Origin of the sequence: Streptomyces sp. NPDC001536, from assembly GCF_042894505.1 — a bacterium.
Taxonomy (GTDB): Bacteria; Actinomycetota; Actinomycetes; order Streptomycetales; family Streptomycetaceae; genus Streptomyces.
On sequence record NZ_JBIAVQ010000007.1, the window covers coordinates 420,818 to 438,314 of the forward strand.

16 protein-coding genes are annotated in these 17,497 nt (G+C 70.9%); 4 read left to right on the forward strand and 12 right to left on the reverse strand.

Translation table 11 applies throughout. The annotated features are described in order from the left end of the window. The 8 genes from ACFY0U_RS21790 to ACFY0U_RS21825 all read right to left on the reverse strand — a co-directional run bounded on the left by ACFY0U_RS21790 (position 1) and on the right by ACFY0U_RS21825 (position 8,230). Complete coding sequence (locus ACFY0U_RS21790) at positions 1-855, reverse strand: TatD family hydrolase (protein ID WP_388638197.1); 855 nt, start codon at positions 853-855, stop codon at positions 1-3. Continuing rightward, positions 855-1,571, reverse strand: coding sequence for an EboA domain-containing protein (locus tag ACFY0U_RS21795; RefSeq protein WP_388638199.1), 717 nt, complete (start codon positions 1,569-1,571; stop codon positions 855-857). Before ACFY0U_RS21795 ends, ACFY0U_RS21790 begins: the two co-directional genes overlap by 1 nt. Positions 1,572-1,620: 49 nt before the next feature. After that, entirely contained in the window at positions 1,621-2,505 is an 885-nt protein-coding gene (locus ACFY0U_RS21800; protein WP_388638201.1) for a sugar phosphate isomerase/epimerase family protein, read from the reverse strand. Between the two features lie 101 nt (positions 2,506-2,606). Then, positions 2,607-3,509: an SCO3242 family prenyltransferase gene (locus ACFY0U_RS21805; RefSeq protein ID WP_388638203.1), complete on the reverse strand. Its 903-nt coding sequence runs from the start codon at positions 3,507-3,509 to the stop codon at positions 2,607-2,609. Between the two features lie 107 nt (positions 3,510-3,616). Continuing rightward, positions 3,617-4,528 (reverse strand): YceI family protein, encoded by a 912-nt coding sequence (locus tag ACFY0U_RS21810; protein WP_388638205.1) that lies wholly within the window; start codon positions 4,526-4,528, stop codon positions 3,617-3,619. 26 nt (positions 4,529-4,554) lie between these two features. Then, on the reverse strand, positions 4,555-5,595 hold the full coding sequence (locus ACFY0U_RS21815) for a maleylacetate reductase (RefSeq protein WP_388638286.1): 1,041 nt from the start codon (positions 5,593-5,595) through the stop codon (positions 4,555-4,557). 26 nt (positions 5,596-5,621) lie between these two features. Then, a complete protein-coding gene (locus tag ACFY0U_RS21820) occupies positions 5,622-6,473 on the reverse strand; it encodes an intradiol ring-cleavage dioxygenase (protein ID WP_388638207.1) in 852 nt (283 codons plus the stop codon). Beyond that, on the reverse strand, positions 6,473-8,230 hold the full coding sequence (locus ACFY0U_RS21825) for an FAD-dependent oxidoreductase (RefSeq protein WP_388638208.1): 1,758 nt from the start codon (positions 8,228-8,230) through the stop codon (positions 6,473-6,475). The genes ACFY0U_RS21820 and ACFY0U_RS21825 overlap by 1 nt, the downstream gene beginning before the upstream one ends. Positions 8,231-8,368: 138 nt before the next feature. Between ACFY0U_RS21825 and ACFY0U_RS21830 the strand changes: the two genes are divergently transcribed. Further along, positions 8,369-10,069 (forward strand): sigma-54-dependent Fis family transcriptional regulator, encoded by a 1,701-nt coding sequence (locus tag ACFY0U_RS21830; RefSeq protein WP_388638210.1) that lies wholly within the window; start codon positions 8,369-8,371, stop codon positions 10,067-10,069. 4 nt (positions 10,070-10,073) lie between these two features. On the opposite strand, the gene ACFY0U_RS21835 is transcribed toward ACFY0U_RS21830, so the two are convergent. From ACFY0U_RS21835 to ACFY0U_RS21845, 3 genes are all read right to left on the reverse strand, one after another. After that, positions 10,074-10,421, reverse strand: a complete 348-nt coding sequence (locus ACFY0U_RS21835; RefSeq protein ID WP_388638212.1) for a hypothetical protein — start codon at positions 10,419-10,421, stop codon at positions 10,074-10,076. 66 nt (positions 10,422-10,487) lie between these two features. Then, positions 10,488-11,192, reverse strand: coding sequence for a class E sortase (locus ACFY0U_RS21840; RefSeq protein ID WP_388638214.1), 705 nt, complete (start codon positions 11,190-11,192; stop codon positions 10,488-10,490). A 39-nt stretch (positions 11,193-11,231) separates the two neighbouring features. Continuing rightward, on the reverse strand, positions 11,232-13,412 hold the full coding sequence (locus tag ACFY0U_RS21845; RefSeq protein WP_388638216.1) for an RICIN domain-containing protein: 2,181 nt from the start codon (positions 13,410-13,412) through the stop codon (positions 11,232-11,234). Between the two features lie 209 nt (positions 13,413-13,621). On the opposite strand from ACFY0U_RS21845, the gene ACFY0U_RS21850 reads away from it, so the two are divergent. After that, positions 13,622-14,332 carry a ThuA domain-containing protein gene (locus ACFY0U_RS21850; protein WP_388638218.1) on the forward strand — a complete coding sequence of 237 codons (711 nt, stop codon included), beginning with the start codon at positions 13,622-13,624 and terminating at the stop codon, positions 14,330-14,332. After that, positions 14,302-15,405: a Gfo/Idh/MocA family protein gene (locus ACFY0U_RS21855; RefSeq protein ID WP_388638220.1), complete on the forward strand. Its 1,104-nt coding sequence runs from the start codon at positions 14,302-14,304 to the stop codon at positions 15,403-15,405. Before ACFY0U_RS21850 ends, ACFY0U_RS21855 begins: the two co-directional genes overlap by 31 nt. 6 nt (positions 15,406-15,411) lie before the next feature. On the opposite strand, the gene ACFY0U_RS21860 is transcribed toward ACFY0U_RS21855, so the two are convergent. Next, positions 15,412-16,890 (reverse strand): glutamate--cysteine ligase, encoded by a 1,479-nt coding sequence (locus ACFY0U_RS21860; RefSeq protein ID WP_388638222.1) that lies wholly within the window; start codon positions 16,888-16,890, stop codon positions 15,412-15,414. 182 nt (positions 16,891-17,072) lie between these two features. Here ACFY0U_RS21860 and ACFY0U_RS21865 point away from each other — a divergent pair, with 182 nt between their 5' ends. Beyond that, positions 17,073-17,486 carry a VOC family protein gene (locus ACFY0U_RS21865; protein WP_388638224.1) on the forward strand — a complete coding sequence of 138 codons (414 nt, stop codon included), beginning with the start codon at positions 17,073-17,075 and terminating at the stop codon, positions 17,484-17,486. The last annotated feature ends 11 nt before the right edge of the window (positions 17,487-17,497 follow it).

Consider the following 17,497-nt stretch of genomic DNA (forward strand, 5'->3'; position numbering starts at 1 on the left):
TCACTCTCCGCCGCGTTTGATCGAGTTGCCCTCGAAGAGGGCCGTGTCGTCGGCCTTGACGTCCTCGAGGTCGAGCCGTCCGCTCTGCGCGTAGAAGGCGACCGGGTTGCGCCACATGACCTGGTCGACGGTGTCGTCGTCGAAGCCGGCGGCGAGCATCGCGTCGGCGGTCCTGCGGGTCTTGAGCGGGTCGCTGCGTCCCCAGTCGGCGGCCGAGTTGACGAGCATCCGCTCGGTGCCGTGCTCCTGGAGGATGCGCACCATGCGGTCCTCGGTCAGCTTGGTGTCCGGGTAGATGGAGAAGCCCATCCAGCAGCCGCTGTCGGCGACCATGCCCACGGTGAGTTCGTTGAGGTGGTCGACGAGGACGTGCTCGGGCGGGATGCCGGACTCGAGCACGACGTCGAGGGTGCGGCGGGTGCCGACGGCCTTGTCGCGGTGCGGGGTGTGGACGAGGACGGGCAGCTCGTGCTCGATGGCGAGCTGGAGCTGGCGGGCCAGGGCCTCGTCCTCCTCGGGGGTCATGGAGTCGTAGCCGATCTCGCCGACGGCCACCACGCGGTCCTTGGCCAGGTAGCGCGGCAGGATGTCCAGCACCCCGGTGCAGCGCGGGTCGTTGGCCTCCTTCGGGTTGAGGGCGATGGTGCAGCGGTGCTGGATGCCGAACTGCGCGGCGCGGTACGGCTCCCAGCCGAGCAGCGCGTCGAAGTAGTCGACGAAGCTCTCCACGGAGGTGCGCGGCTGGCCGAGCCAGAAGGAGGGTTCCACGACCGCGCGGACACCGGCGGCGTACATGGCCTCGTAGTCGTCGGTGGTGCGTGAGGTCATGTGGATATGAGGGTCGAAGATGCGCATCATGCGGCTCCGGTGAAGGCGGCGAGGGCCCGTTCGGCGGCGGTGCGGCGGGCGGGGACGGGTGAGTCGGCCTCGGCGGGCAGCCCGGAGGCCTCCAGCGTGCCGGGGTGGGCGCGCACGATCGGCCAGACGTCCGCCGGGACGGCACGGCCGGCGGCGACCCGCTCGTGGGCGAAGTCGGCGAGCATACGGGCGAGTTCGCGGTCCGCGCGCTCGTCCAGGCCGGCGACGCGGTCGAGGGGGATCTCGCAGAAGACGCACTTCAGTACGGCGTGCCGGTAGCCGTCGTGGTCCAGGTGGCGGGCGGCGTACGGGCCGAGGGCCGCCTCGATGAGACCGGTGTCGTTGCCGCGCAGGGCCACGTGGACGAGCGGCAGGCCCAGGGCGGCGAAGGAGGGGTCCATCTGCTCCAGCAGGGCCAGCGAGCGCAGTACCGCCCGCTGTTCGGCGGCGTCCCCGTACCGGTGGAGGGCGATCACCTCCTCGGCGAGTTCCGCTCCGCGCAGCGGGAGGGCCGCGAGCAGTCGGGCGCGGGCGGCGTCGGCCACGGTCCAGCCGGGGACGAGGGGGCCGCGCCCGCAGCGCCTGCCGACGGCGGGGAAGACGGTGCGTACGGCTGTGGGGTCCTGTCCGACGCGGGAGACGGCTTCCGTCAGCCAGCGCCGCGCGTCGGGGGTGAGGTGTCGGTCGAGGGCGGTGGATATAGGGGCGTCCACGGCACAGGTCTCCTGTTCGGATGCGCTGGTGTCGGAGGAGGGCGCGGCCTCAGAACGGCTCGGCGGCCTTCAGGAACTCCAGGGAGCGGCGGGCGATGTCGGGCGCGTCCAGGGAGGCGCCCTGGATCTCCACGGAGACCGGCCCGCGGTAGCCGGAGGCCTTCAGCGCGGCCAGGACGGGCGGGAAGTCGATCTCGCCCGCACCGAATTCGAGGTGTTCGTGGACCCCGCGCCGCATGTCCTCGATCTGCACGTTCACCAGGTGCGGCGCCGCCAGGGCGACGCAGTCGAGCAGCGAGGGCTCCTCGACGCAGTGGGCGTGCCCGATGTCCAGGGTGATGCCGAACAGGTCGGGATCGCCGAGCAGTCGCCGCAGCTCCAGGACGCGCTGCACGGTGTCGACGAACATGTACGGCTCGGGTTCGAAGCCGAGGGCCACACCGTGCTCACCGGCGATCTCCAGGACCTCTTCGCAGCCCGCGGCCAGCCGCTTCCAGGCCTCGTCCTCGGGCATGTCCCGCGGCGCCGGGCCGCTGCACAGATGGACGGCAGGGGCGCCGAGGTCGGCCGCGACGCGCACCGCGCGCGCCAGCAGGTCGACGCGCCGCTCGGTGTCGGTCGGGCACATCAGGGTGGGGTGGTGCTTGTGCCACGGGTCCAGGAGGTACGGCGCTCCGGTCTCCACCATGACGGCGAGGCCGAGGCGGTCCAACCGCTGTGCCAGTCGGTCGACTTGGCGGGGCAGGTCGGATGCGTACGGGTCGAGGTGACCGTGGTCCAGGGTGAGGCCGACGGAGTCGTATCCGAGGTCGGCGAGGACGGTCAGTACGTCGTCGAGGCGGTGGCAGGCGAAGCCGTTGGTGCCGAACCCGAACCGGAGGCGCTCGGCGGGTGCGGCGGGCTTTGAGGGCACAGCGGCCGGTGTCGAGGTCACCCCATCGAGCTTTGCGGGCACTCCGGCGGGTGTCGAGGAACCTCCAGCGGTTCTCGAGGCATCGTCGGCGCGCGCCGGGGGCGCACCGCCGGGTGTCGGCGTCACGTCGGTGACACCTTCCGCGCGAGCCTGCGCGCCAGCGGATGCGCCGCGGCCAGGACCCCGGCGAGGCCCGCCTTCCCGCCGCCCGCGGTGAGCGCCGCCTGGAGGGGCATGAGCGACATGATCCCGGTGCCGACGGCGTTCCGTACGTTCGTCGCGGACGGTTCGCGTGCCGCGCGGGCCTGGGCGGTGCCGTACGAGGCGAGGTAGGCGAGCGCTCCCGCGGCGGCGCCGATCCGGGCCGTCCTGCCGTGCCTTCGCAGGCCCGGAAGTGCCGCGGCGGCCACGGCGGTCGCGGTGCTGCCGGCCAGCGTGGCGACGGGTATCTCGCGCGGGGCGCCGGACACCTCGTGGCGGCTCAGCGCCGTGACGGTGTAGGTGTGCGCGCCGACCAGCAGGGCGGCCGGCAGTGCGGACGCCCTGCGTCCGGGCTCGGCTCCGGCCAGGACGTTGAGCGTGCGCGCGCCCGCCATGGCGGCGGGTCCCGCGGGGGTGGACTTGAGGCCGAGGTCGTACGCCCAGACCAGTCCGGTCAGGGGCAGTGCGACGCCGAGCGCCCGCCGTCCGCCGGTCAGGGCGGCGAGGCCGAGTCCGGCGGCGGTGAGTGCGCAGGCGGTGGTGAGCGCGGTGCGGCGCTCGACTCGCCCGGAGGGCACGGGGCGCCCGGGCCGCTCCACGGCGTCGACGGTCGCGTCCGCGTAGTCGTTGAGCGCCATCCCGGCCCAGTAGAGGGCGATGGACGAGGCCATCGTGCCGAGGATGCGGGGCCGCGGTGTCCCGCCTGTGCTCGCGGCGGCACCGGCAAGGACATCACCGGGCACGCTCAACGCCGCGGGCAGACGGACGAGTTGCGCCAGATCAGCGAGACGGGGAGAGGAATTTCGGTTGTTGGGGCCGTCCATGATCGGACCCTACGCCGAAGACTTCAGTTTTGGACATCCTCCTGCCCTCACCCCTGTGAAGAATTTGTGCGCCGGGTGTGCCGAGCGACTCCGCCGCGTGACCGCGTCTACTCAGGTGGCGTCGGCGTGTCGTGCGTGCGGTACATCGCCTGGACGTCCAGCTCCAGTTGGACGGTCGGGCCGACCACGGCGATTCCTCGAGCCAGCATGGACCGCCAGTTGAGGGTGTAGTCCTCGCGGTGCAGTTCGGCCTTGGCGAGGGCGGCGCACCGCAGCTCCTCGCCGTAACCGCCGTTGACCATGCCGAGGTAGTTCGTGTCCAGCGACACCGACCGGCTCACGCCGTGCATGGTCAGCGTGCCCAGCAGCGACCACCTGCTGCCGCCCCGGTAGGCGAATCGGGTGCTCCGGAAGTCGATGTAGGGGAAGTGCTCGACGTCGAGGAAGTCGGCGGACCGCAGGTGCGCGTCGCGGGTGTTGTTGCCGGTGGTGATGCTGGAGGCGTCGATGCGCACATGGACACGGGAGTCACCGATGTCCTGGGTGACCTGGATGCCGCCCTCGAACCGTTCGAAACGGCCGTGCACATGGGCCATGCCGACGTGCTTGGCGATGAACCGGATCGCGGTGTGCGGCGGATCGAAGAGCCAGGTTCCGGGAACCGGGAGTTCGGCCTGCCGGGCCGGCTGAAGCCACACACGCTGGGACGACAGACCCGCGTCGGCGACGACGTCCACGCTCTCGCGGTGCGGTTCCAGTCCCTCGGCGACGATCATCAGGCTGTAGCCGCCGGGCGGCAGCGCGGCCAGGAACAGGCCGTACGGATCCGTGGTGCCGCGTGCCGCGACCTGGTGGCTGCGGAGTTCGGTCACCGTCACCTCGGCACCGCCGAGCGGCTGGTTCACCGGGTCGAGGACCTCACGGCAGACGACGCCCGCGCCGGCAGGAAGGGGCAGCGCGAGGCCCGCGGCACCTCCGGAGGCATTCTTCGGTCGCCGCCGGAGCAGTCCGAGGGGCATGGGGTTCACCTTTCCGTTCTGGTTCTTCAGGAATCTCTGCGCGGCCGGTCGCCGGCGTACGCCGCTCTCAGCACGCCCAGCACGCCCTCCGCGGTGACCTTCCGCGGGTTGGGGTACGCCTGCTCGGCCGCCGCATGTGCGGCCACCTCCAGCTCGCCCTCGTCCAGGCCGAGTTCGGCGAGCGACCGGGGCACGCCGGGACCCCCGCCGAGGTCGCGCACCGCGCCGGGGACGTCATCCGTGCCCAGCGCCCGGCCGAGTGCCGCCATGGCCTCGGGGGCGGCGGGCGCGTTGTACGCGAGGGCGTAGGGCAGGACCACGGTGTGGGTCTCGGCGTGCGGCAGGCCGAAGGTGCCGCCGAGGACATGGCAGAGCTTGTGGTGCAGCCCCATGGTGGTCGCGCCGAGCGCGGCACCGCAGAGCCAGGCCCCGTACAGGGCCCGGCCGCGGGCGTCCAGGTCCCGGGGAGCGGCGGTCAGCGCGGGCAGGGCACCGGCCATGGCGCGTACGCCCTCCTCGGCCATCAGCGACACCAGGGGCGAGGCGTCCGGCGCGTACAGGGCCTCGGCCGCGTGCGCGAGGGCGTTGACGCCGCTGGTCACGGAGAGGGCCACCGGGAGGGAGAGGGTGAGCTCGGGGTCGTAGACGACACTGCGCGGCAGGACCGCAGGGTCGCGGCCGGTGCGTTTGGCCCCGTGCTCGGTCAGGCCCCAGACGGGGGTCATCTCGGAGCCGGAGTACGTGGAGGGCACGGCGACCAGCGGCAGTCCGGTGCGCAGCGCGATCACCTTGCCCAGCCCGATCGCGGAACCGCCGCCCACGGCCACACAGCCGTCCGCTCCGGCGGCCCGCGCCACGTGCACGGCCCGGTCGGCGACCTCCGCGGGCACATGCATCCGCGCCTCGGCGTGCAGTCCCGCGCAGGCACCGCCGAGCGCGTCCGCGACCGCCCGGGCGGTCTCCGCGCCGCGCGGTCCGCTGACCACCAACACCCGTCGCAGCCCCAGCCGTTCGACCTCGTCGGGGACCGCGGTCACGCAGGCGCCGGGTCGTAGGACGACCCGCATCGGCTGGGCCTCGTACGTGAACTCCTTCACGATTCCACCGGGTTGAGCACGAGGTCGAACCGGGCGTGCCGGAACGGGTTCGGGACCCCGAACTCCCGTGCCAGGGCCGGGTCGTCGGTCTCCGTGAAGTCCTGGACGAGGCTCTGTTTGACGGCGAACACCGCGTCGGAGTCGAGGTAGTCGCTGCCCGCCACGAAGATGTGCGTGGTGACCGGTTCGTGCCCCTCGGCCGTGGCGATGAAGTGGATGTGGGCCGGACGGTAGGGGTGTCGGCCGGTGGCCCGCAGCAGCGTGCCGACGGGGCCGTCGGTGGGGATCGGGTACGGGCTCGGCACACAGGTGCGGAACCAGAAGCGGCCCTCGTCGTCCGCCGTGAACAGTCCCCGTCCGTTGCCCGCGGGCTGGACCTGCGGTTGCTGGACGTCGTAGAAGCCGTTGCCGTCGGCCTGCCAGACGTCGAGGAGCGCGCCCGGCAGCGGGGTGCCGTCCGCCGCCAGCACCCGCCCGCTGACCACGCACGGCTCGCCGCCGCCGACCAGGTCGATGTCGGCGCCGAGGGCACGGACCGGCGACTCGGTCATGTGGAAGGGTCCCAGGACGGTGCTCTCGGTACCGCCCTCGTCGCTGTTGAGCGTCTCCACCAGCATCGAGACGCCGAGCACGTCCGAGAGCAGGATGAACTCCTGGCGGGTGTCCGTGCAGGTCTGCCCGGTCGCCGTCAGGAAGTCGACGGCCCGCTCCCACTCCGCCATGGTCGGCTCGGTCTCCCGGACGAAGGCGTGCAGATGGCGGGTGAGGGCGCCGAGGAGGGTGCGCAGCCGGGGGTCCGCCGTGCCGTCGAAACTGTCGACCACGCTCTCGGTGAACTCGGCGCTCATCAGGCGTGCCCGAGGATGCGCCGCACGGCCTCGGTGAGGGTGCGCTCGGCGTCCGCACCGGAAGCGGCCGCCGTCGTGTGCCGGAAGGCGACGTATCCGTCCGGGCGTACGAGCAGCGCTCCCCCGTCGGCCACCTCGCTCAGCCGCGCCCAGTCGCCGTACGGGTCCTCGTACTGCTGTCCGGGCCCGATGACGACGGTGGCGATCTCCAGGTCCTGGGCCCCTGCCGCCCGTGTCCAGTCGGCGCCGCCGATGCCGGTGATCAGCGTGAAGCGGCCCTGTCCGACGGTGTCGAGCGTGGAGAGGGTGCGGGTGCCGGAGGTGATCCAGGCGTGCGGGACTTTGGCGCCGGGGCGGGTGGTGGGCTGGTGGTGCAGTTCGGGGTCGCGGTCGAAGCCGGGGTCCTCGGTGCCGTCGGGGACGATCGCGGCGGAGGTGTAGCGCTGGTTGAGGTCGACGCCGTGCGCGTTGAACTCGTACGTCTTGAACGCGATCGCCTCCCGCAGTCGCGCCCGCTGCTTCTCGGCGGCCTCGGTGTCCTCCTTGCGGGCGGCGATGTTGGCCCACAGCTGCTCGGGGGTCTGCGGGGAGAGCCCGTCGAGCGCCTCGAAGACGGGCGCGGTCTCGCCGATGGACTTGTTGGCGCGGGTGACGATCTGCTTGCCGATCGGGGCGCGTTCGGCGGTGTAGGTGTCGAGCAGCTTCGGGGAGGCGGTGCCGTCGAGGACGAGTTTGAGCTTCCAGGCGAGGTTGTAGGAGTCCTGGATGGAGGTGTTGGATCCGAGGCCGTTGGACGGCGGGTGGCGGTGCGTGGCGTCGCCGGCGCAGAAGACCCGGCCCTTGGAGTAGGTCTCGGCGTACATCTCGTTGACGGTCCAGGCGGAGGACGACTTGATGGTCACCGGGATGTCGTCGTCGCCGATCAGCTTGCGGACGACGGACTCGGCGTACTCGGTGGTCAGGTCGGGGGCGCCGGCGTTCACGTCGTAGCCCCACACGATCATCCACTCGTTCCAGGGCCGCACACAGCGCACGAGCCCCGCGCCGATGCCACCCACGGTGGCGCCCGGGGCGAGAACCCAGTAGAGCGTGGACGGGCGGTGGGCGGTGTACTTCGTCAGGTCGGCGTCGAAGACGATGTTGATGCTGCCGGCCACGCCCATCTGGCCGCCCATGGGCAGCCCGGCGTCCTCGGCGACCTGCGAGCGGCCGCCGTCGGCGCCGATCAGGTACTTGGCGCGGATGGTGTACTCGTCGCCGCGCAGCCGGTCCTCGACGGTGACCGTGACCCCGGAGTCGTCCTGGACGAAGGACTTGTAGACGGTGCCGAAGCGCAGGTTCGTGCCGCGCGCGACCGCCGCGTCGACGAGCACCGGCTCCATGAGGTGCTGGGGCATGTCGCACATGCGGGTGGGGCTGGCGAGCTCGTGCGCGGCCTGGACGAGCGGGTCGTTGCCCCAGGAGCGGACCCGGCCGAGCTCCTCGCCGGCGAGGCTGGTGCAGAAGGTGGTGTTGCCCATCAGATGCTGCGGGGTGGCCTTCGCGACGACCTCGTCCTCGACGCCGAGGTCCCGCAGCACCTCCATGGTGCGCTGGTTGGTGATGTGCGCCCTGGGTGTGTCGGCCAGGCTCGCGTAGCGCGTGACGACGATGTTGGGCACGCCGTAGGTGCTCAGAGCGAGCGCGGCGGCGGCGCCCGCGGGACCACTGCCGACGATGAGTACGTCGGTCACGACATCGGGCTCGACGGTGTGCACGGGGGACGCTCCAGGGAATGAGAACAGGCACCGACTGTTCAAGATCATGAAGCGGGGAGCCGGAACACGGGTGACTCAATATGAGACAGACGGGTGGTTGTTGCGCGTTCAACTGTCCCCCGTAGGGTGAGTGATGCCATGACCATCACAGAGCGCCCCACCGCCCACCGCCCCACCCTCGCCTCTGTACGCAGGGCCCGCGAGCTGTTCCTGCGCGGACACCAACTGCCCGACGGGGTACCGGAAGAGGTGCTCGCCGCGTGGAAGCGTGCCCGGTTCTTCGGGGTACGACCTGACGTACGGGAATCGGCCCCCGCCGTCTCACCGCCCGACTCGCCTCTGCTGACGGCGGCCCGTCCCGTGCTGGAGCGCATCGCCCCCACGCTCGACAGCGGGCGGACCACGCTCGTCCTCACCGACGACCGGCTGCGGGTCCTCTGGGCCACCGGAGCCACCCCGGACCACTCCCACCACGACCTCTCCGAACAGGCGGTCGGCCACAACAGCGCGGCCCTCGCCCTGCACACCCGGCGCCGGGCCGAGGTGCACGGGCCCGAGCACTTCCTCGATCTGTGGCAGGACGTCTCCGGGGTCAGCGTGCCGGTGCGGGAGCCGGAGACCGGCCGGCTGCTGGGCACGGTGACCGTGGCCTGCGGGCCGTGCGTCGAGTGCGGTCCGCATCCGGGCGCCCCGGTCGCCGAGGCCGCGGTGATCGCCGTGGAGGCGGAGCTCCTGTCGCGGTCCCGGGCGGCGGAACGCGTGCTGCTGGACGCGTATCTGCGGGCCGCCGGAGAGCAGGGGCGTGCGGTGGTCGCCCTCGACGGCCGCAACCGGTTCGTCAGCGAGGCGGCGGGTCAGCTGCTGTCGCCGGAGGAACTGGAGGCGCTGGAGCGGAGAGTGGTCGCACTGGTACGGGAGGGGACACAGACGCGTACCCGTCTGTCCGACGGTCCGGGAAGTACCGCCACCGTCACCCTCGTCGCCCACCTGGGCTCGGCCATCGGAGCGGTCGCGGTACTGGAACCGGCCGGGCACACGATCACGTCAGCGGCCTCCCGTACCGCCGTCGCGCTGGCCGGACGGTCGCTGCCCTGGCGGCACGCGGTCAGCCGCGCGGTGGAGCTGGCCGCATCTCCGGAGCCGCTGCTGATCACCGGCGAACGAGGCACCGGGAAGACCTCGCTCGCCCGGGAACTGGTCACCGACCCGGTGACCGCGGACGCGGCCGAGGGCGAACTCGGCCCTGAACTCGAAGAGCTGACGAAGGGCCGCCCCCTCCTCATCCGTCACGTGGAGCGGCTCGCCCAGCCCGACACGGCGACCCTCAACTCACTCCTCGACACACATCCCGGTGTGCCTCTGCTGGTCACCTACACCCCCGGAGCAACGCCGGGCCCGTGTCTCCAACGGCTTCTGGACACGCTGGCGGCCCGCTCGGTCGCGCTGCCCGCGTTGCGTGAACGTCCCGATGACATACGGGAGTTGCTCGCGTCCCTGGCTCCCGGCCCGACACCCGGCCAACCTCCGCTCACCTGGACCCTGGACGCGCTGCGCGCACTGGAGCGGCACCCGTGGCCCGGGAACGTCACCGAACTCGCCCACCTGGTACGGGCGTTGACCGAGCGCCGCCGTTCGACGGGACCGGTCCGGCGTACCGAACTCCCCGACCCCGTACGCGAGGGACCCGCGCCCCGTCCGCTCACACCGATGGAACGCGCCGAGCGCGCCGCCATCCTGGAGGCCCTCCGCCTCAACGGCGGCAACAAGGCCCGGACGGCGGCGGCCCTCGGGATCGGCCGGGCGACCCTGTACCGGAAACTGCGGGGCTACCGGGGCTGACGGGTCAGAGGGTGAAGGTGATGACCTGTCCGTCGGTCTCGATGTAGGTGCCGCTGATACGGATCGCGTCGTAGCAGCCGTGGCTGCTGAACACCTGGATCCACTGCCCGGCGGGCACCGTGACGGAGATGTCCTTCGCCTGACCGACGCTGAAGCCGCTGTGACAGGTGTACTGGCCCGCGGTCTGGGTCATGACCGAGTCGCCGTCGGTGACGGTGACGCGCAGGGTGGCCGTGACATCGGCCTGGGCCGTCGCCGACGCGGGTGTGCCGAGGGCCAGTGCGGCTGTCGCGGCGAGCCCGGCGGCCAGGGCGGTGACGCGGGAACGGCTGAGAGCGGGACGCAGACGCATGACGACTCCGGATTCCTCGACTCCGGATGATTGTCGAGCCCCCGCGCCCCACGCGCCACAGACGCTTCAGCCATTCTCCGGTGTCCGGGTGGCCGACAGCACGCCGATCTTGTCGACGCGGTGTTCGGGGTTCCCGCGGTCGTCGCGCCAGTAGTTACCGGCCGCGTGGTCCTCCAGGGTCAGACAGGTGGAGATCGTGATCACGGCCTGGGTGGGGCGCCTGCCGGGGAACCCGGGGACCGCCGCCCGCTGTTCGGCGAGGGAGCGCGCGGAGCGGAAGGAGGTCGTCCTGGTGTCGGTGATCTCGTACTCGTAGACCGTTCCACCCGCCCTCACCAGGACCGTCTCTCCTTCGTCGAGGTCCGGGAGCCGGCGCAGGGGGCCGCCGTTGGAGAGGCGGTGGGCCGTGACGAGGTAGTTGCCGATCTCGCCGGGGCCGACGCCGCCATGTTCGCCGTACGGGCTGGCGGCGAGACCGCGGTTCTGGATCCTGGTGCCCGGCCAGTCGTCCGTCGTGCCCTCGTACGGGACCACCCGCAGGTTCTCGACGCCGATCGCCTCGATGGTGAGCGAGGCCGACCGGGGCTTCGGATGTGTCGAAGGTGTCGGAGGTGCCGAGGTCGGCGTGGGCTCCGCCGGGCTGGTCGCAGGTGGTGGCGCTCCCCGGTCCGTCATGGACTCACCGCCCGCTCCCCCGCCGCCGGAGCAGCCGAGGAGCAGGGCGATGCCGGTACCGGTGAGGAGTGCGCTACGAGCTCGGGACCCGGACATCTCGCAGGGTGAACGAACGGCCCGGACCCGGCGTTCCCGTCACGGGTAGTTCACCAGGTTCGCCACGTTCGTGGAGGAGTTCGAGGGACCTCCCCGGTCGTTGATGACGTGCCGGATGGTGCCGGTGCCGCCGAGGGAGACGGTCACCATGTTCTGGAAGCGGACATTGGGGTTGTTGGGAACCTCGAAGGCGCGCTCCGCGGTGACGCTCGGGTTGACGTTGAAGTAGCAGTAGCTGCCGAGCCCGTAGGCTTGGTGGCTGGTGACCGAGTTCGCGACCTTGTAGGCGGCGTAGCCCTGGGTGGAGCCGTTCATCCAGGCGGCCTGGTTGGGCGGGTCGTAGGGCATCTCGTTCTGGTAGAAGTACGTCCGCCCGCCGTTGCCGTTCCAGATGGTCTGGTGCTTCTGGTAGTGCTCGACGAACAGGCCGTACATCGTGACGTCGTCGCCGTTGACCACGAGTCCGGTGTCCGCCGTGTTGGAGTTCCAGCCGATGCCGCTGCCGTGGTCACCGCGCCAGATCCACATGTGGTCGCCGATGACGTCGTCGCTGTTGACGACGAGACTGGTGGTCGCCTTGCCCACGGCCGCGCCGCCGACGCGGAAGTACACGTCGTGCAGTGAGGTGGGGTTCGCCGAGTGGTCGGTGGCGGCGCCGGACGGGCCGACTTCCACGAGGGTCTGCGAGTTGGTGGTGCCGGCGTCGAAGAGGACGCCCGCCAGCTTCACTCCGTCGACGTCGGCGACCGTCATGGCGGTGATGCCGTTGTCGGGGATGAACGTGGCGAGGCCGAGCCCGAGGACGACGGTGTCGGGGCGGGTCACCCGCAGGGTCTGGTTCAGGTGGTAGACGCCGGGGGTGACCAGGAGGTTCTTGCCCTCGGCCAGGGCGGCGTTGATCTGTGCGGCGGTGGCGCCCGGCTTCACGACGTAGAACTGGTCGATGCCGAGCGAGGTGCCCGGGGCGTTGCCGTTCGCCCAGGTGGTGGCCGAGGAGTTGGTGCGTAGGGACGGGACGAAGACCTTGTAGGCGCCCGCCGCGTCGACGTACAGGAAGGGCTTCTCCCTGACCGTCGGGGTCTGGTTCACCGTGGTGTAGGGCGGGTTGGGGAAGCTGTTGCCGGGGACGCCCTGGCTGCCGACGAAGACCATGTTCCAGTTGGAGCCGGTCCAGCTGCCGAGCTGGGAGTTGCGGGTCAGCCACTGCTGCTGGGTTCCGGAGCGGACCTGGCCGTCGATCTTGCTGTCGGCCATGAAGCCACCGCTGGACCAACCGCCGTCGCTCAGCTCCAGGTTGCCGCGGACATGCATACGCCGGTAGCCGGAGGCCTGGGAGACCGCCCAGCGGTCCGTGCCGCCGGTGGGGTTGACCGAGAGGTTCTCGGCGCCGCGCCAGAAGTTCTGGGTGGCGTTCTGCGGCGGGAACCAGTCGGCCTCCACGTGCACGGCACCGTTGATCGTGACCGAGTCGGGTGACTGACCGAGGCCCAACACCTGGGTGTAGAAGCCGACGTTGACGTCGTTGCTGTAGGTGCCGGGCTTGAACATGACCGCGTAGCGCTGGGAGCCGAACTGGTTCGTCTCCTGCTGCTGGAAGATCTGGTTCAGCCGGCTCTGGATGGTGGCCGAGGGCATCGACGGGTCGAAGACGACGACGTTGGGGCCGAGGTCGACGTCGCCGGGCGCGGTGCTCACGGGTGCGACCTGGAAGCGCTGGGCGGCCGTGCCGTTGCAGGTGTACTGCACCAGCTGGACACTGTCGGCCGTGGAGGCGGACGGGACGTCGAGGCACTTGCCGCTGTTGCGGTTGACGAAGTGGTACGCGCCGCCGCCCTCGTCGACGGCCTGCCACTGCTGGTTGCCGCCACCGCCGTACGTCCACAGGTGCACGGCCGCGTTGTCCGCCGTGGACACGTCGCTGACGTCGACGACCTGCGCGGCGTCGTTGCGGTTGTTGATCCGTACGTAGCCGTCGCCGGCCGGAGTGAAACTCCACTGCTGGGCGGTGGTGTTGTTGCAGGCGTACTGCTGCACGGCGGTGCCGTTCACGGTCGCGGCGGACCGGGCGTCCAGGCACTTGCCGCTGCCGCTGTTCACCACCGTGGTCCAGCCGGTCGGCGGGGCGGCGACTGCCTCGGTGGGTTGCAGGACGGTGAGCGTCGAGGCGATGACGGCCGTGGCCGCGAGAGCGACGGATGGTCGCGGGAGTCGTCGGAGCATGTCTTCATCCGCTTCTGGTGGGGGGCGGCGACTTAGTTCACTGCGTGATTTAAGAAGTGAGGTATGGACATGTCAAGGGTTTGGTACAGACCAGTAGCTTTCATGGCGCCCACCCGTCGAAAGTTTCGCGAAAGCCGACAACTCTTTCGTGGGCGCGGGCGATTGGCCCATAGTGAAGGCGCTGTCCAACGGCCGGGCAAAGGATCGAGATGACGCAGAAGAAGGCCCTGGTGGTCCGAGGCGGATGGGAGGGGCACCGGCCGGTCGAGGCCACGGAGCTGTTCGTGCCCTTCCTGCGAAGCAACGGATACACCGTCCGCATCGAGGAGTCGACCGAGATCTACGCCGACACCGCCGAGCTGGCCGCCACCGACCTCGTCGTGCAGTGCGTCACGATGTCGGAGATCACCGCCGACCAGCTCGCCGGGCTGAGCGCGGCGGTCGTGGCCGGCACCGGCTTCACCGGCTGGCACGGCGGCATCGCCGACTCCTTCCGCGCCTCCTCCGACTATCTCCATCTGGTGGGCGGCCAGTTCGCGACCCATCCGGGCAAGGAGCCGTGCGAGCGCCGGGGTGACGAGACGGACAACTTCCTGCCGCACTCGGTCACGATCACCGACCTCGGCCGCGAACACCCCGTCACCGCGGGCATCGAGGACTTCGAGCTGACCACCGAGCAGTACTGGGTGCTCCACGACGACCTGATCGACGTCCTGGCCACCACGACCCATCCGGCCCGGCCCTGGCAGCCCTGGCACCGCCCGGTCACCGCGCCGGCGGTCTGGACCCGGCAGTGGGGCGCCGGGCGGATCGTCGTGACGACGCCGGGGCACAGCCTCGACGTGCTGGAGAACCCCAACGTCCGTACCGTCATCGAGAGGGGCATGCTGTGGGCGACGCGCACCGCATCGGCGTCGTAGGTCTCGGCGTCATCTCCCGCGCCTATCTGGACACGCTCACCGGCCTTCCCGCCGTGGGTGTCACCGCGGTCGCCGACCTGGACGCCACCCGCTCGGCCGCGATCGCCGCCGAGTTCCCCGGCGTCCGGGCGCTGACCGTCGAGGAGTTGCTGAGCAGCCCGGACGTGGACACCGTCCTGAACCTCACCGTCCCCGCGGCCCACGCCGAGATCGCCCTCGGCGCGATCGCGCACGGCAAGCACGTCTACGGGGAGAAACCGCTTGCGGCCGAACTCACCGACGCCCACGCCGTGTTGGAGGCGGCCGCGAAGGCGGGCGTGGGGGTGGGGTGCGCACCGGACACTGTCCTGGGCACCGGAATCCAGACGGCTCGGGCGGCCATCGAAGCGGGAAGCATCGGACGCCCCCTGTTCGCCTCGGCCGTGATGATCACCCCGGGCCACGAACGCTGGCACCCCCACCCCGACTTCTACTACACCACCGGAGGCGGACCCCTCCTGGACATGGGCCCGTACTACCTCGCCTCCCTGGTCCATCTCCTGGGCCCGGTACGGGCAGTGACCGGGGCATCCAGCCGGCTGCGCAGCGAGCGCGTCATCGGCTCCGGCCCCCGCGCGGGCGAACGGATACCGGTCGAGGTCGACAGCCATGTCTCCGGAGTGCTCGAACACACCGACGGGACACTGACGACGATCACGACGAGCTTCGACGGCGTGACCACGACCGCGGCACCGATCGAGGTCCACGGCGAGACCGGGACCCTCACGGTGCCGGACCCGAACCACTTCGACGGCGAGGTACGCCTCTTCGAACTCGGCGGCACCCGGTGGCGCACCCTCCCGCCGTCGGCGGGCTACGTCGACGGCTCGCGCGGCATCGGCCTGCTGGACTTCGTCACCGCCGCCGACGAGCGGCGGGCACCCCGCGCCGACGGTGAACTCGCCCTGCACGTACTGGAGACGATGACCGCACTGCTCCGCTCGTCGGCCGAGGGCCGGCGTATCGAGCTCACGACCTCGGCGCGGCCGCCCGCCCCCGTGCCGCTGACGCCCGCCCGGGAGTGGCGGAGCTGACCGCTCTCAGTCCACCGGCCAGGTGTGCGCGGCCGCGTTGAGGTGCATGTAGTCCATGTACGTCGAGGTCATCCGCCGCAGCGCCTCCTGGCGGTCGTGGATGCCCTCCTTCTCCATCCGATGGACCGTCTCCACCTGCCACACAGCGCCGTTGCGGGCGCTGACACAGCGCTGCTCCACGATGCCCAGCAGCGGTTCGCGCCACTCCGCGTCCATGCCGGCCAGCTCCAGGCCCCGGTGGGCCAGGGGCAGCAGCCGTCGCAACACCAGCTCTGTGACCGGGACTTCGCCGACGCCAGGCCAGTACAGACGGGCGTCGATGCCGTCGCGGGCTCCCGCGTGCAGATTCTCCTCGGCGACCGAGAACGACATCCGCGTCCACACCGGCCGGTCGTCGTCGACCAGGGCACGGGTCAGGCCGTAGTAGAAGGCGCCGTTGGCGATGATGTCGGCCACGGTGGGTCCGGCGGGCAGGACCCGGTTCTCGATGCGCAGATGCGGTCCGCTGTCGGTGACGGCGTAGACGGGACGGTTCCAGCGGTAGATCGTGCCGTTGTGCAGCGTCAGTTCCCCCAGCTGCGGCACTCCGTCGCCGTCCAGGACCTCCTGCGGATCCTCCTCGTCGCACACCGGCAGGAGAGCGGGGAAGTAGCGCACGTTCTCCTCGAAGAGGTCGAAGACGCTGGTGATCCACCGCTCGCCGAACCACACCCGGGGCCGCACTCCCTGTGCCTTGATCTCCTGCGGGCGGGTGTCGGTGGCCTGTTCGAACAGCGGGATACGGGTCTCACGCCACAGCTCCCGGCCGAAGAGGTAGGGCGAGTTCGCCGCCAGGGCGACCTGTACGCCCGCGACGGCCTGGGCCGCGTTCCAGTAGTCCGGGAACTCCTTCGGCGCGACCTGGAGATGGAACTGGGTGCTGGTGCAGGCGGCCTCGGGCGTGATGGCGTCGGCGTACATCGCCAGGCGTTCCACCCCGTCCACCCTGATCCGCAGGTCCTCGCCCCGTGCCGCGAAGATCTGCTCGTTGAGCAGCCGGTAGCGCGGATCACCGGACAGGGCGTGCTCGCCGACGTCCGCCTCGCCCAGGGTGGGCAGGATGCCGATCATGATCAGATGCGCGCCCACGGCCGAGGCACGTTCCTCGGCGTGGTTGAGCGCGTCACGGATCGCCTGCTCCCAGGCACCGGGGCCACCGGCCGTCAGCTCACGGGGCGGGATGTTGATCTCCAGGTTGAAGCGCCCCAGCTCGCTCGACCAGGCCGGGTCGGCGATGGCCTGGAGCACCTCGGTGTTCCGCATCGCCGGCAGGCCGTCGTCGTCGACCAGATTGAGCTCGATCTCCAGCCCGACCTGCGGACGCTCACTCTCGAACCCCGACTCGCGCAGCATCTGCGCCAGCACATCGAGGCACGTGTGCATCTTGTCCCGGTACCGACGGCGGTCCTCCCGCGTGAACACCAGGGCCGGCACTTCACGTCCCATCGTGCCCTCCGAGTCCCCTCGGCGCATGTCTCTCGTCCCAGCGTCGCACTTCGCGCGCGCCCGGGACAGTCAAGGAGCGAGGCGGCACCGCACGAGCCCGTTGCGCCCGCTCGGAATGCCGTTGTCAGTGCCCGGGGCTAACCTCCGGACTACTGATTCTTTGCCCCGTTCCGGGAGGGCTCATGGGCTCGCGACTCAATCCCTACATCAGCTTCGACGGAGACGCCCGACAGGCGCTGGAGTTCTACAAGGAGGTCTTCGGCGGCACGCTCACGCTCAACACCTACGGCGCTTTCGGCCAGCCGGACTCCCCCGAGGCCGACAAGATCATGCACGGCATGCTGGAGACCCCGAGCGGCTTCACCCTCATGGGCGCCGACTCCCCGCCCGGCATGGAACACACCTCCGGCACGAATTTCTCGGTGAGCCTGAGCGGCGAGAACCACGCGGAGCTGACCGGCTACTGGGAGAAACTCTCGGCCGGCGGTTCGGTGTCCGTGCCGCTCGACAAGCAGATGTGGGGCGATGTGTTCGGCATGTGCACGGACCGCTTCGGCATCCCGTGGATGGTCAACATCAGCGAGCAGCAGGGCTGATCAAGGCCGGC